This window comes from Lentibacter sp., assembly GCF_965657785.1.
GTDB lineage: Bacteria > Pseudomonadota > Alphaproteobacteria > Rhodobacterales > Rhodobacteraceae > Lentibacter.
The window spans coordinates 22,504-36,746 of sequence record NZ_CBFHPP010000014.1 but is presented as its reverse complement, the minus strand read 5'-3'; the positions used below and the strand labels follow the sequence as shown (position 1 = coordinate 36,746).

Genomic DNA, 14,243 nt, shown 5'->3' with positions numbered 1-14,243 from the left:
AAGCTCAACATATGTCTTTTACGCGGGCGGTTGGCGGTCAGATCATATATCGTAAGCAAAAATGATCTGTTGCGCCGTTCAGGGCGTAACCTGCTCAAATCCAAGCGGAGTTTCCATGTCATTTGATGCCCCCCCTCAGAAGCGCCAGCGCATTGCCATTGTTGGCGGCGGAATTTCCGGCATGAGCGCAGCCTATAAGCTTGCGCCGCAGCACGACGTCACACTCTACGAAGCTGCGCCGCGTCTGGGCGGCCATGCCCGCACCAAGCTTGCGGGTCTCAACGGCGATCAGCCTGTTGATACAGGGTTTATTGTCTTCAATTATGTGAACTATCCGCATCTTACGCGGATGTTTCATGATCTGGATGTGCCTGTCGAAAAGTCAAATATGAGCTTTGGTGCCACGATTGACAACGGGCGCGTGGAATACGGGCTGCAAACGCTCAAGAGTGTGTTTGGCCAGCGCCGCAATGCGCTACGGCCCGGATATTTGCGGATGATCCGCGATATCCTGCGCTTCAATGCCCGCGCCGAAGCCACGGCCACTTCTGATGATATGACAATCGGCGAGCTGGTGCGCGAGCTTGGCCTTGGGACATGGTTTGAGCGCTATTACCTGATGCCGATCTGTGGCGCGATCTGGTCAAGCCCCACACAAGACATCCGCGCCTTTCCCGCCAAATCGCTGGTGCGCTTCTTCTCCAATCACGCGCTGCTCACCGCCACGCAGCCACACCAGTGGTATACGGTCTCGGGCGGCTCGATTGAATACGTCACCCGCCTTGAGCGCCACTTGCGCGCCACGGGTGTCACACTGCGCACCAGCGCGCCGATCACCGCGGTCAAGCGGGAGGCGGGGCGCGTCATGATCAAGGCCGAGGGCGGCACAGCAGAGTTTGATCAGGTCATTATGGCCTGTCACTCCGACGAGGCGCTCGCACTTCTGGCCGATCCGAGCGCCGAGGAGACGCGGCTTCTCTCGGCTGTCGGCTATCAGGACAACCAGATGGTCTTGCACCGTGACACCGCGCAGATGCCCAAGCGCAAGGCCTGCTGGTCAAGCTGGATTTATAAGGCAGACGGCAATGTCGACGCGCCCTCTATCGGCGTGACCTACTGGATGAACCGCTTGCAGAATATTCCCGAGACAGACCCGCTGTTTGTCTCGCTCAACCCTTATTCGCCTGTGCGCGACGAGTTGATCTATGATCAGAAGAGCTTCCGCCACCCTGTTTTTGACGGCCCCGCTCTCAAGGCGCAGCAAGAGATCAAACAGATGCAGGGCACACGCAATACATGGTTTGCGGGCGCATGGCTGCGCAACGGTTTTCACGAAGACGGCTTTGCCAGCGCGGTGCGTGTCGCGCGCGAGATTGAGCGGGTGAGTGTATGACGGGCGGAGCCGAACATATCGCCGGTGCCACGACCCATGCGCGCCGTGGCAATGTTCACAACGCTTTTCGCTACAGTGTCGACTATGTGTTGATCGACCCTGAAGCGCCGTCAAAGGTCGCGCTGTTTTCGCGCAATGCGTTCAATCTTGCCTCGGTGCACGACAAAAACCATGGCGGCCCGCCCAAACAGGGCAAGGGGCTGGCGTGGGCGCAAGAGGTTTTCGCCGCAGCGGGGCTAAAGACTGGCCGTATCCGGCTTCTGACGCAGCCGAGCTTTCTGGGCTATGTGTTCAACCCTGTGAGTTTCTGGCTGGCTTATAGGGGCGCAGATCTGGTCGCCGTGATTGCCGAAGTCAGCAACACCATGGGCGACCGTCACAGCTATCTGTGCAAGCGAGAAGGCTTTGCCCCGATCCGCCGTGAAGACAGGATCGTGGCAGAAAAGATATTTCACGTCTCGCCCTTTCAGGAGGTGCAGGGCATCTACCAGTTCAACTTTGATATCACGGCAGAGCGTATCTCGATCCGTATCGCGCATGAAAACGGCGAGGAGGGGCTGATTGCCACGCTCTTCGGGCCGCGTGCGCCGCTCTCCAACAGGCGCATCTTGGGCGCAGCCCTGCGTCGCCCGTTCGGGCCGCTGCGGGCGCTTGCGCTGATTCACTGGCAAGCAGTCAAACTTTACATCAAAGGCGCGCCGTTCCGTCGCCGTCCTTTGCCACCAGAAGAAGAGGTAAGCTGATGGGCTTTATCACACGCCGCATTGCGCATGACTTTCTCGACACCTGCGCCCAGATTGATGATGGCGCGCTTGAAGTCGTCACGCCCGAGGGCCACCGCCACAGCTTTGGCAACGGCACAGGCGATGCCGCCGAAATGGTGATCCGCGACTGGTCTGCCATAGCCGCCATTGCCGCGCGCGGCGATGTCGGCCTCGGCGAAACCTATGTCGCGGGTCTCTGGACCACGCCGTCGATTGAGGCGCTGGGCCGTGTGGCGATTTCCAATCTCGCCACGCTTGAGCCGTTTGCTTATCCAAACCGCTGGAACACGCTCAAGTTCCGCGCCGTGGACCGCTTGCTGCGGGCCAATTCTGTCAAAGGCGCGGCGCGCAACATCCGCTCGCACTACGACACGGGCAACGAATTCTACCAGCTCTGGCTGGACGAGGGCATGAGCTATTCTTCGGCGCTCTTCACTTCGGGCGACACCGACCTCACCCGCGCCCAAAACCGCAAGCTTGACCGTGTCCTCTCGCGCCTTGGCGGCGGCGAAAGCGTGCTTGAGGTCGGTTGCGGCTGGGGCAGCTTTGCCGAGCGCGCCGCCGATCAGGGCCGCAATGTCACAGGCATCACCATCTCCAAGGCTCAAAAAGGCTATGCCGATGCCCGCCTTGATGGCCGCGCCGCAATCGAGTTTTGCGACTATCGCAACACCGCAGGCACCTATGACAATATCGTCTCCATCGAGATGATCGAAGCCGTGGGCGAACGCTACTGGCCGAGCTACTTTGCGATGCTCAAGCAGCGTCTGGCGCGCGATGGCCGCGCCGTTGTTCAGGCGATCACAGTGCCAGATGCCTACTTTGATATTTATCGCTCCAGCTCTGATTTCATCCGCCAATACACCTTTCCTGGCGGGATGCTTTTGTCTGATGCGGTGATTGCCGATGAGGCCCGCCGCGCGGGGCTGCGCGTCAAAGGCAGCTTTGCCTTCGGTCAGGATTACGCCCAGACGCTGCGCCACTGGTCCGCGCGCATGGACGCCAATGTGAAGCGCATCAAAGAGATCGGTTATTCTGAGGCGCACCTGCGCAGCTGGCAGTTTTATTTGCAGATTTGCGCCGCCTCCTTCGGCGTCAAACAAACCGATGTTGTTCAAGTGGAGTTGGCTCATGCCTAAACTGTTTCTGTATCTAGTGCTTTGTTTTCCCCTGCTGGTCAGCCCTGTGGCGGCCAAATCCTATATCGACGCGGCAGGCGTCAAAAATGCCAAGGCGATTTCTGATGTGCCCTTCACATGGCTCGGCCTCAAGCTCTATGACGCCGCGCTCTATACCCCGAATGGCGCCGCCTTCAGCTGGCAAAATCCGATGGCGATCGAGCTGACCTATGCGCGCAAACTGCCGCGCACGAAGCTCGTCAACGCGACCCGTGACGAGCTGAAGCGCCTTGAAGGCAACCGCGCCGATCATCCCGAAATTGTGGCTGATCTTGATCGCTGCCTGCGCGACGTTGTGCGCGGAGACCGCTTCACAGCCGTGGCGCGCAACGCCGCCTCGGTTGATCTTTTCTTCAACGGCGCAAAAACCTGCAGGCTCACTCAAGCCAGCATTGGCAAGCGTTTTCTCAATATCTGGCTCTCTGACAACAGTCGCTCGTCTCGCGCCTCCCGCAAGCTCAAAGGCCTCTGATATGTCCCGCGCCACCAACGCCCAAGTCAGCCTCTTTGCGCTGATGCTCGCGGCTGCGGGCTTGCCGCTCTATATCCACTTGCCCGCCTATGCGAGTGGCGAGCTGGGCATGAGCCTTGGCGCTTTGGGCGGCCTGCTGATCGGGCTACGGGTGCTTGATTTTGTCCAAGATCCGCTCTTGGGCCGTATGGTAGACCGCTTTCCCAAGGCCCGCGCGCTCTTTGCGGCGCTGGCGCTTCTGGGCCTCGCGCTCGGCTTTGCGCTGGTGTTTACGGTCTTGCCAACGGCGGGCCAGATCTTCTGGCTTATCTTGGGCCTCGCGTTGCTTTTTACGGCGCATAGTCTTGGCAGTATCCTCTTTTATGGCCAGTCCACAGCGCTCGCGGGCGGCGAAGCAGGCCTTGTGACGCTTGCCGCCTACCGTGAGGGCGGCAGTCTTGTCGGCGTGCTTCTCGCCGCCCTCGCGCCCACGCTTTTTGTGGCCGCAGGCGCGGGGGGCGGCGGATATCCTGCCTTCGGCCTTGGTCTTGTGGCGCTGGCGGGGGCCGTCTGGCTGCTGACCCGCCCGCTCTGGCACATTGCTGGCCCGGCCACCTCGCCGATGCAGCTGTCTGCCCTCAAAAGCGCGGGCGGCGTGCAGCTTCTCTGGATCGCGCTGATCAACAGCCTGCCTGTGGCACTGACCTCGACGCTCTTTCTCTTCTTCGTCCAAGACAAGCTTGGCCTCGACACGCTCGCAGGTCCGCTGCTCATGCTCTTCTTTCTCGCCGCTGCGCTCAGCGTTCCGTTCTGGAGCGGGCTTGTGCGCCGCTTTGGCGCGCGCCGTATCCTTCCCATCGCCATGACGCTGGCGATTGTGAGCTTCATGGGCGCGGCCCTTTTGCCGCAAGGCGCGGCGCTGGGTTTCGCGCTCATTTGTCTGGCCTCCGGGGCGGCTTTGGGGGCGGATATGGTTATTCTGCCGGTGCTCTTTTCCACAGCGCTTGCGCGCGCGGGCCTCTCTGCGGGGGCGGCCTTTGGCCTCTGGTCCTTTGCGGGCAAGCTCTCGCTGGCGCTCGCCGCTGCCCTCGCACTGCCCGCGCTTCAGCTCGCGGGATATACGCCAAACGCTGCCAATACACCGCAAGCGCTGACAACGCTCACCCTTGCCTATGCGGTCGTTCCCTGCATCATAAAAATCGCGGCGATCATTCTTGTCGCCCGCCTACCTCAGGAGGTAAACACACCATGAAGATCCTCATGCTCCTTGTCATACTCGTTCTGGCGCTGATCGCTTTTCGCCCCGGGTTTTCCTTCAAAAGCCAGAAGCTGGCGGATTATGCGGGCAATACGCCTGCCTTTGATATCCGCGTGGCCCTCAGCGGCACGCTTGTGTCCGAAGGCATGATCTATGGCCCCACAGGCCGCGTCACTTCGCGTTTTATTGCCGATTTCACAGGCCAGTGGGACGGCAATACAGGCTCTCTCGCCGAAGAGTTCACCTATGACACAGGCAACACCCAGTCGCGCAAATGGTTTCTGACCATGGGCGAAAACGGCCAGTTCACAGCCACAGCCAGCGATGTGATCGGCGAGGCCAAAGGCCAGCAAATCGGCAACGCCGTGCGTATGACCTATAAGATCCGCCTGCCCCAAGAGGCGGGCAGCCATGTGCTGGATGTCACAGACTGGCTCTATCTCATGGAAAACGGCAATATCCTCAACCGCTCAGAGATGCGCAAATTCGGCATCAAAGTCGCCGAGCTGATCGCCACCATGCGGCCTGTCAATTGAGCTTGGCTGGCAAGACATACTGGCTCGTTGGCGCCAGCGAGGGCCTTGGCGAGGCGCTGGCCCGTGCGCTCGCCTCGGAGGGTGCGCATCTCGTGCTCTCGGCCCGCTCCGAAGCAAAGCTCGCCGCGCTGGCCGCCAGCCTGCCCAAGGCGCGCATTGCGCCGCTTGATGTCACAGACGCCGCCTCCGTGGCCGCCGCCGCCGCAGAGGCTGGCCCGCTGGATGGCGTGGTCTATCTCGCTGGCTATTACGACCCGATGAAAGCCCAAAGCTGGAACACCGAGGCCGTCGAGCAGATGTGCGCGGTCAACTTCACAGGCGGGCTTCACGTGCTGGGCGAGACCGTGCCAGCCTTTGTCGCCAAAGACGCGGGCCATATCGTCCTGATCGGCTCGCTCGCGGGCTATCGCGGCTTGCCGGGGTCCATAGGCTATGGCGCGTCAAAAGCGGCGCTCATGCATATGGGCGAAACGCTCTATGCTGACCTGCACAAAACAGGCGTCAAGGTCCAGACCATCAACCCGGGCTTTATCGCCACCCGCCTGACCGCAAAAAACGCCTTCAAAATGCCCCAGCTGATGAGCCCCGAAGTGGCGGCCGACCATGTTGTCAAAGCCATGAAAAGCACCCGCTTTGAAACAGCCTTCCCCAAGCCCTTCGCTTGGCTCTTCTCGCTCGCGCGCTTCACGCCCCGCGCGCTCTGGCTCAAACTCTTCAGCAAAGTCTGACGCGCCTCAGACAGTCACCCAAAGCTGGAACAGAAGCCCGCTGGCAAAGGAGCCAACCAGCGCCAAGGCAATATAAAGCGCAAACACCTGCCGCTTGACGAGCGCCCAGACAGCCACCGCCGCAGGCAAAGAGCTGACGCCCCCCGCCACAAGGAAAGCAAGACCCGCGCCAGGCGCCATGCCCTGTTCCATCAATCCGCCCACAAGCGGCAGCGCAGCATAGCCATTGAGATAAGCAGGCACGCCCACAAGCGTAGCAATCCCGATCGGCGCAAGCCCCGTGCCGCCCAAGGCCGAGGCCACGAGATCGGCAGGCAGCCACGCCAGCATCAGGCTCTCCAAGAGAAAGGCCAGCGTTAGCCACTTGGCCAAGAAAAGCGTGGTCTTCACCCCCTCGCGCCAGAACTTTTGCACCCGTTCGTCCTCGCTCCAGAAGCGCCAGACAACAGGCTGCACGCTGCGCACCTTTGACGCGCCGCAGCCGCCATTGCCCACGCCCTCGCGCAGAGGGTCGGCAAGCCCGCCCGCCCGCGCAATCAGATGCACAGTGACCCCGCCAAAGACCCCGAGGCCCACCGCCGTCAGCGTCTTGGCCACCGCAAATTCAAAGCCGAGAACGCCGGTGGTGAGCATAAACATCGACGGGTCCATCACAGGCGAAGCCAGCCAGAAGGCCATGACCGCCGACAAAGGAACGCCCATAGCCAAAAGCGCCGCGATCAAGGGAATGACCCCGCAAGAGCAGAAGGGCGAAAGCCCGCCCGCGAGCGCCGCGATCAAGATCATCACCACAGGCGAGCCGGTAAAGGCCCGCGCGATCAAGCCGTCGGCTCCCGTCGCCCCCGCATAGGCCGCGATCCCGATCGAGAGGATCAGAAAAGGCGCGACATTGAGTAGATTTTGCGCTGCAAACGCGGCGCTCGTCGCGCCCTGCGCAGGGATCAGCAGAAACAAAACAGCAAGCAATAGCGCAGAGAAAAGCCAGACTTTCTCGCGGCTCCACATCATATGCAGAAACGCAGCCATCTGAGGGCGCGGGGGGAGGGCGTGGTCACTCATATCTATATCCCTAGAAAAGTCGGTGTGTTTGAGGTAAAAAAACAAAGCCGCGTGTCAGGCCGCGTCCTCCTCTGTGAGCTTGACGCCGACACAGCACTCCGCCGTCAAAAAGGCGAGCGTCTGGTTCATAACGTCATAATCCACACGGTTGAGGATCAGGCGGCCCTGCCGCTCCTGCGTGACAAGCCCCGCCTCCACAAGCGCGCCCAAATGGTGCGCCAGCGTCGAGGGGGCCATGCCGAGGTGCTGGCCAATCTCGCCGACGTTCATGCCCTCATGCCCTGCGCGCACCAAAAGGCGGAAGATCCCCAGACGGGTGTCATGGCCGAGGGCGGCAAGGGCGAGGGCTGTTGTGGCTTGTGTCATCATACCTACAATATAACTATATATCTAGTTTTGTAAACATAAATGGCCAAGCCATGTTCAAGCCGCACAGAAAGCCTCTTTTCTTTTGCACCCAAATAACATATTCTAATTTTCATATGTATAAATTATTTCCCGCAATCACGCGAAGGATTTGCCCGATGTTTAGCTTGCGTCTCCCGTTCGTTGCGCTCTGTCTTGCGCTTCTTCCCCTTGCCACGCTGGCCCAAGCGCCCGAGCCGCTTGCGCCTGTTTTGATGACCGAGTGGAAGGCGGTCTATGGTCAGATTGACACGCGCGACAGGATTTCGGCGCGCGCCCGTATCGGCGGGACGCTTTTGTCGCTGACCGTTACCGAGGGCGACAGCGTGCGCGCAGGGCAGGTGCTTGCCGAGATTGTTGATGACAAACTGACCTTTCAACTTGGCGCAATCGACGCCCAGATCGAGGCCCTTGGCGCACAGCTCGCCAACGCCCAAGACGAGCTGACCCGTGGCGAAGCGCTGCTGGAGCGCGGCGTCATCACGGCCCAAAGCCTTGACGCCATCCGCACACAGGCCGACGTTGTGAAAAATCAGGTCGCCGCCGCCCGTGCCAACCGTCGGGTTGTTGCGCAGCAAGCGAGCGAGGGCAAAGTCCTCGCGCCTGTTGCGGGCCGCGTCCTGAGCGTGCCTGTGACGCGCGATTCGGTGCTGATGCCGGGTGAGCCTGTGGTGCTGATTGGCGGCGGCGGAGCCTTTTTGCGCCTCGCTGTGCCAGAGCGTTTTGTCTCTGTGCTGAGCGAGGGTGCCACCATCCATATCGAAACACCTTCTGGCCCTGCCACAGGCACGCTCGCCAAGATTTATCCGCTGATCGAAAATGGCCGCGTCATTGCCGATGTCGAGGTGGCGGCGCTGTCTGACAGCTTCGTCAACACCCGCGTTCTCGTGCGCTTGCCTGTCGGGGTGCGCAAGGCGCTGCTGGTGCCGTCTGCTTCTGTGCAGACCGTCTCGGGGCTTGATTTTGTCACGCTGTCCGAGGGCGAGGCCCGCGTCCGGCGCGCTGTGGTGCTTGGCGGCGTTCTGGAGCATGACGGCGCAGAGATGGTCGAAGTTCTCACAGGCCTGCGCGCAGGTGACACGCTCGCCGCGCCTCGGGAGCAGACCCATGACAACTAAGCCCTTCTCTCTCGGCCTTGCGGGCTGGCTCACCAAAGCCTTCATCGCCTCGCCCCTGACCCCGCTATTTATCATAGCCTCGCTCGCCGTGGGCCTCGTCGCGCTTGGCGCATTGCCCCGCGAGGAAGAGCCGCAGATTTCTGTGCCGCTGGTCGATATTCATATCACCGCCTCTGGCCTGAAAGCCGAAGACGCCGTCAAGCTTGTGACAGAGCCGATGGAAACCATCGTCAAAGGCATCAACGGGGTTGAGCATATCTATTCCTCCACGCGCGATGACGCCGCCATGGTCACCGCCCGCTTTGATGTGGGCACACCTGCGGACGCCGCGATCCTGCGGGTCCATACCAAGATGCGCGCCAATCTGGACCAGATCCCGGTGGGTATTCCCGAGCCGCTGATCATTGGCCGCGGGATTGATGATGTTGCGATTGTGTCGCTGACACTCTCGCCTGCGCCCGACACGGGCATCACCGCCAATGACCTGACGCGCATCGCCCGCGAGCTGCGCACCGAGCTTTCCAAAACGCCCGATCTTGGCCTCTCCTATATCGTCGGCGAGGCGCAGGAAGCGATCCGTATCGCCCCCGACCCCGAGCGCCTCGCGCTCTATGGCGTCACGCTCCAGCAGCTTGTCGGCAAGGTCGAAGGCGCAAACCGCACGCTCAACACAGGCCTTGTGCGCGACACTGGCCAAAACGGTGGCGAGATGATCGGCCTCGTCGCAGGCCAGACCCTCACAGCGCCCTCCGAGGTTGCCAATCTTCTGCTCACAACGCGCGACAACAGACCCGTCTATCTGCGTGATGTCGCCGATGTCTCCTTTGTGCCCGACACCTCCGAACAGATCGTCGCCAATGTCACCCGCGCCGCTGACGGCACCGCCGTGCGCACCCCCGCCGTGACCCTCGCGCTCGCCAAGCGGGCAGGGGCCAACGCCGTTGTCGTCGCCGAACACCTCATTGAGCAGGTCGACAGCCTCAAAGGCAGCCTGATCCCCGACAGCGTGCGCGTCGACATAACCCGCGACTACGGCGAAACCGCCGATGAAAAAGCCAACGAGCTGCTCTTTCACCTCGGCCTCGCGACCGTCTCAATTATCGCTCTGGTGCTCATAGCCGTCGGCTGGCGCGAAAGCATTGTGGTCGCGATTGTCATTCCCGTAACCATCCTACTCACGCTCTTTGCCGCCTATATCATGGGCTACACGCTCAACCGCGTTTCGCTCTTTGCGCTCATTTTCTCGATTGGCATTCTCGTGGATGACGCGATTGTGGTGATCGAGAATATCGCCCGCCACTGGGGGATGCCGCAAAACGCGAGTGGCAAAACCTCCCGCGCAGAACAAGCCATCAACGCTGTCGCCGAAGTCGGCAATCCGACCATTGTTGCCACGCTCACAGTGGTGGCCGCGCTTCTGCCCATGCTCTTCGTCTCGGGCCTCATGGGGCCTTACATGAGCCCGATTCCCGCCAATGCGTCGGCAGCGATGGTGTTTTCCTTCTTTGTCGCCGTGATCATCACCCCCTGGCTCATGGTCAAAGTCGCAGGCAAAGCCCCGATGGCAGACCATGACGCGGGCCACGGCCATGCAGGCGGCACGCTGGGGCGGATGTATAGCGCCGTGGCCCGCCCCCTGCTTAAGACAAAGGCGCGCAGCGCGCTCTTTCTCTTTGTCACGGTCGTGCTCTCCTTTGGCTCGCTCGGCTTGCTCTACACCCAAGATGTCACAGTCAAGCTGCTGCCCTTTGACAATAAATCAGAGCTTTCGGTCATGGTTGATCTGCCTGAAGGCGCCTCGACCGAGGCGACAGATGCGGTCGCCCAAGCGGTGGCGCGCACGGTCGTGGCCATGCCCGAAGTGCTCTCGGCCCAGACCCACGCAGGCACAGCCGCGCCGTTCAATTTCAATGGCCTCGTGCGGCACTATTACTTGCGCGCCGAGCCACACCTCGGCGATGTGCAAATCAACCTCACCCCCAAAGGCGAGCGCAGCCGCACCAGCCACGAGATCGCGCTCGATATTCGCAGCCGCCTTGAGGCGCTTGATCTGCCCGCAAATACAAGCCTCAAAACAGTCGAGCCGCCCCCCGGCCCGCCGGTGATTTCGACGCTGCTGGCCGAGGTCTACGGCCCCACGCCCGAGGCTCGCCGCGAAGCCGCCCGCAAGATCCGCGCCGCCTTTGAGGCCGTGCCCTATATCGTCGATGTCGATGACAGCTTCGGAGAGCAGCCCCGCCGCTTGCGCGCCACGATTGCAGGCGACAACATGGATTTCTTCGGCGTTGCCGAAAGCGATGTCTTCTCCACAATGGCCCTGCTCAACAGCGCCACAACGGTAGGCTATTCACACCGTGGCGAAGGCCGCAGGCCGATCCCGCTTGAAGTCGCGCGCCCCAAATCGGCGCGCCTGCTCAATGAAGCCACTCTCAGCACCCCCATTCCCGCCAATCTCCTTCCCGGAGCCAAAGGCGTGGTCGAGCTGGGCGATGTGATTACCCTATCGGAAGAGCGCGCCAGCTTCCCGCTCTTTCGCCACAATGGCCGCTTTGCCGAGATGGTCACAGGCGAGATGGCAGGCCAGTTTGAGGCCCCGCTCTATGGTATGATCGCTGTCTCTGAAGAGCTTGATGCGATGGACTGGCCCGAAGGCACAAAGCCTGTGATCAGCCTCAATGGCCAGCCCCATGACGAGAGCCATGTCACGCTCTTGTGGGATGGCGAATGGGAGGTCACATGGGTGACCTTCCGCGACATGGGGGCCGCCTTTGGCGTGGCGCTGTTAGGGATCTATATTCTCGTCGTGGCGCAGTTCGGCTCCTTCCGCCTGCCGCTTGTCATTCTAACGCCCATTCCGCTCACCTTTCTCGGGATCATGCTGGGCCACCTCCTCTTCAACGCGCCCTTCTCGGCCACTTCGATGATCGGTTTTATCGCCCTTGCGGGTATCATTGTGCGCAATTCGATCCTTCTGGTCGATTTCATCCGCCACGCCGATACCGCAGGCAAAACCGAGATCGACATTCTGATCGAGGCCGGCGCAATCCGCTTCAAGCCGATCCTGCTCACAGCGATTGCGGCGATGATTGGCGCGGTGGTGATCCTGACAGACCCGATCTTTCAAGGCCTCGCCATCTCGCTGCTCTTCGGGCTTCTGAGTTCTACGTTGCTCACCGTGCTGGTGATCCCTGCGATTTACAGGATTTTCAAAACGGCTTAGGCCCGCGCTGGCGAGCGGGCGATATTGGGGGCAAAACCTGACAGCTCTGTTGCCCCGCCGTGCGCCGCGTTAAGTTAATTTCGCTTAACGTTCGGGCGTTTGGGGGGTGCACGCAGGGTGCACGGGGGGTGCACGCTTATCACCCCCCTAGAATCAGCCCTCCGAGGCGGCGTTAAGCACGCCCAACGCAGGCTTAAGCCTTGGTTAACCCTGCCATGCCCAAAGCGGCCAAACTCAAAGTCTGTAAAAGGCGCGCGCCGTCTCGCCAAAGACGGCTGGCTGCATCGCTTCGGGGATCAGCTCCTGATAGGCACCGAGCAGCGTGGCATAGCTTGAAGAGAGGCTGTCGACAGGGAAATTGGAGCCAAACATCGCCCGCTCTGGCCCGAAAAGGTCAAGGCAGGTTTGCACAATCGGAGCAATGCGCGCTGCGGTCCAGCTGTGGTCAAACATACCCAGCCCCGAAAGCTTGCAGCTGACATGGGGCAGGGCGGCCAGATCTCTTATTTGCGTGGCCCAAAGCGCTATGCCTTCGGGCGTTCTGTCAAACGGGCTGCCCGCATGGCACAGCGCCACCTTGAGCGCGGGGACGTCTGATAAAACCTTGGCCGTCGCCTCCATCAAAGGCGGCGTGAGCTGCAAATCAAAGCTGAGGCCCCGCGCGGCGGCCTCGCGCAGCCCGTCTTTGAAGGCGTCGCTTTGCAAAAGCGTGTTGGTCCCGCTGACCGCGTCTTCTTCGGGCGCGCGCCCGACAATTTGGCGCAGGCCCCGCACCGTGGAAAGACTCGCAAATTCAGTCAGTTGTGCGTCAAGGTCGCTTGATGTCAGATCACAAAAAACCACCTGCGCCATGGCCCAATCAGGCGCAGTATCCGCAACAGATTGGACCCATTTCGCCTCTGCCAAGCCGCTCTCTGCACCCACCTGAATATGCACAGAGCCATGAAAGTCTGCGCCATGAAAACCTGCGGCATCCTCTCGAAATTCGGGGAGGAGATAATCGCGCTGGATCGGCGCTGGATCGCCGAAAAACCGCGTGACGCCCTTGGCCATAAGCCATGGGTAATGGACCGCGTTCAGATCCCACAAATGATGATGTGCATCAATCATTTTGCGTGCCCGCTGCCGAGGCTTTCCATCCGTCCCAACACATCAACACCCTGCGTTTTAAGGAAGTGCAACAGGTCGATGAAAATCCAGTTCTCGGCCAGTTTGTCGCCCTCACGGCGATAAATATCAATGACACGGAACTCGCCTTTTTCTTTCCCCGCAGGCAGGCCCATAAACCCGCCGGTTTGCAGGGCGGTGAAGTTCGGCCAACCAAAAAAGCCGCCATAGTGGCCTTCTGCCATGCGGCAGATATGCTGGGTCTTGGAGCGCTCGGCAAAGGCCGCGCGGAAGGGGCCAGAATGCTGCTTGGCATAGCGCTCGATCGTATAGGTCGCGCCAATGCCCTCTGGCCCCCACCAAAGCATATCCTCCTGCCACGTCCGCCGCAGCTCGTCTTCCAAAGGCAGCCCCAGCTGCCATGTGCCAAGGTCATTGATCATCGAATCAATCGCAGCCCAAGTGGCCTCGCCCTCGGCAGCGGGCTGTGCGTTAAACATCAGCCCGTCCTGCGTCCGCGGCCCCGGCTGCACCATATGCTGCCCCGTCTGCGGCCCAAAAGGATCCTGCCCCGCCTGCACCATCAAATGCGGGATATCAAAATACATCGCCGTTTCATGAATTTTTCCGCCTTCAACACGGTGAAACGCGGCGTAGCGGAGCATGGCCAGTTTGCCTGTGGGCCTGATCCCGAGCCATGGCGCATCAAACAGCCCCATAAGGTGGCCCATCGAGCAGACCCAGACGCCCGCACCGAGCTTGTTTTCGCCCGCCATGAAGATATCCATGCGCCGCTGCAGCGAGGTGAGGCTTGTTTTAAGAGGCGCCCAAAACCGTGTCGCAATCTCTTCTGGCGAGGTGATCTCGTCAAACGGATGAAACCCGCGCCAGAGAGATTCGGCGGCATAAAACTGTGTCGTGACGGTGCTCAGATCTTCCACATTGGCCGCTTCAAGCGCCGCATAATAGGCGCGCACCACTTGCTTTTCGTCTTGAAAACTCACGCTTTTCTCCAGCACGTATTGT

General features: G+C 60.8%; 13 protein-coding genes. 9 read left to right on the top strand and 4 right to left on the bottom strand.

Annotated elements, in window-relative coordinates; translation table 11 throughout:
- The first annotated feature begins 115 nt into the window (after positions 1-115).
- Genes ACTF58_RS09550 through ACTF58_RS09520 form a run of 7 tightly spaced genes read left to right on the top strand, consistent with a single transcriptional unit; the run spans position 116 to position 6,308 of the window.
- A complete protein-coding gene (locus tag ACTF58_RS09550; protein ID WP_438991746.1) occupies positions 116-1,393 on the top strand; it encodes an NAD(P)/FAD-dependent oxidoreductase in 1,278 nt (425 codons plus the stop codon).
- Positions 1,390-2,136, top strand: a complete 747-nt coding sequence (locus ACTF58_RS09545) for a DUF1365 domain-containing protein (protein ID WP_438991745.1) — start codon at positions 1,390-1,392, stop codon at positions 2,134-2,136. The genes ACTF58_RS09550 and ACTF58_RS09545 overlap by 4 nt, the downstream gene beginning before the upstream one ends.
- Positions 2,136-3,296 carry a class I SAM-dependent methyltransferase gene (locus ACTF58_RS09540; protein ID WP_438991744.1) on the top strand — a complete coding sequence of 387 codons (1,161 nt, stop codon included), beginning with the start codon at positions 2,136-2,138 and terminating at the stop codon, positions 3,294-3,296. The genes ACTF58_RS09545 and ACTF58_RS09540 overlap by 1 nt, the downstream gene beginning before the upstream one ends.
- Positions 3,289-3,807, top strand: a complete 519-nt coding sequence (locus ACTF58_RS09535; protein ID WP_438991743.1) for a chalcone isomerase family protein — start codon at positions 3,289-3,291, stop codon at positions 3,805-3,807. The genes ACTF58_RS09540 and ACTF58_RS09535 overlap by 8 nt, the downstream gene beginning before the upstream one ends.
- A gap of 1 nt (position 3,808) precedes the next feature.
- Positions 3,809-5,038: an MFS transporter gene (locus tag ACTF58_RS09530; protein ID WP_438991742.1), complete on the top strand. Its 1,230-nt coding sequence runs from the start codon at positions 3,809-3,811 to the stop codon at positions 5,036-5,038.
- Positions 5,035-5,580, top strand: coding sequence for a DUF3833 domain-containing protein (locus ACTF58_RS09525; protein WP_438991741.1), 546 nt, complete (start codon positions 5,035-5,037; stop codon positions 5,578-5,580). The genes ACTF58_RS09530 and ACTF58_RS09525 overlap by 4 nt, the downstream gene beginning before the upstream one ends.
- Entirely contained in the window at positions 5,577-6,308 is a 732-nt protein-coding gene (locus ACTF58_RS09520) for an SDR family NAD(P)-dependent oxidoreductase (RefSeq protein ID WP_438991740.1), read from the top strand. Before ACTF58_RS09525 ends, ACTF58_RS09520 begins: the two co-directional genes overlap by 4 nt.
- Before the next feature lie 6 nt (positions 6,309-6,314).
- Here ACTF58_RS09520 and ACTF58_RS09515 read toward each other — a convergent pair whose 3' ends face one another.
- Positions 6,315-7,367, bottom strand: a complete 1,053-nt coding sequence (locus tag ACTF58_RS09515; RefSeq protein ID WP_438991739.1) for a permease — start codon at positions 7,365-7,367, stop codon at positions 6,315-6,317.
- A gap of 54 nt (positions 7,368-7,421) precedes the next feature.
- Positions 7,422-7,736: an ArsR/SmtB family transcription factor gene (locus tag ACTF58_RS09510; protein ID WP_438991738.1), complete on the bottom strand. Its 315-nt coding sequence runs from the start codon at positions 7,734-7,736 to the stop codon at positions 7,422-7,424.
- A 155-nt stretch (positions 7,737-7,891) separates the two neighbouring features.
- On the opposite strand from ACTF58_RS09510, the gene ACTF58_RS09505 reads away from it, so the two are divergent.
- Together ACTF58_RS09505 and ACTF58_RS09500 are read left to right on the top strand one after the other, a co-directional pair.
- On the top strand, positions 7,892-8,890 hold the full coding sequence (locus ACTF58_RS09505) for an efflux RND transporter periplasmic adaptor subunit (protein ID WP_438991737.1): 999 nt from the start codon (positions 7,892-7,894) through the stop codon (positions 8,888-8,890).
- A complete protein-coding gene (locus ACTF58_RS09500) occupies positions 8,880-12,110 on the top strand; it encodes an efflux RND transporter permease subunit (RefSeq protein ID WP_438991736.1) in 3,231 nt (1,076 codons plus the stop codon). The genes ACTF58_RS09505 and ACTF58_RS09500 overlap by 11 nt, the downstream gene beginning before the upstream one ends.
- A 234-nt stretch (positions 12,111-12,344) precedes the next feature.
- Here ACTF58_RS09500 and ACTF58_RS09495 read toward each other — a convergent pair whose 3' ends face one another.
- Both ACTF58_RS09495 and ACTF58_RS09490 read right to left on the bottom strand, forming a co-directional pair.
- Complete coding sequence (locus tag ACTF58_RS09495) at positions 12,345-13,220, bottom strand: amidohydrolase family protein (RefSeq protein ID WP_438991735.1); 876 nt, start codon at positions 13,218-13,220, stop codon at positions 12,345-12,347.
- Positions 13,217-14,221 carry a nuclear transport factor 2 family protein gene (locus ACTF58_RS09490; protein ID WP_438991734.1) on the bottom strand — a complete coding sequence of 335 codons (1,005 nt, stop codon included), beginning with the start codon at positions 14,219-14,221 and terminating at the stop codon, positions 13,217-13,219. Before ACTF58_RS09490 ends, ACTF58_RS09495 begins: the two co-directional genes overlap by 4 nt.
- Between the last annotated feature and the right edge of the window lie 22 nt (positions 14,222-14,243).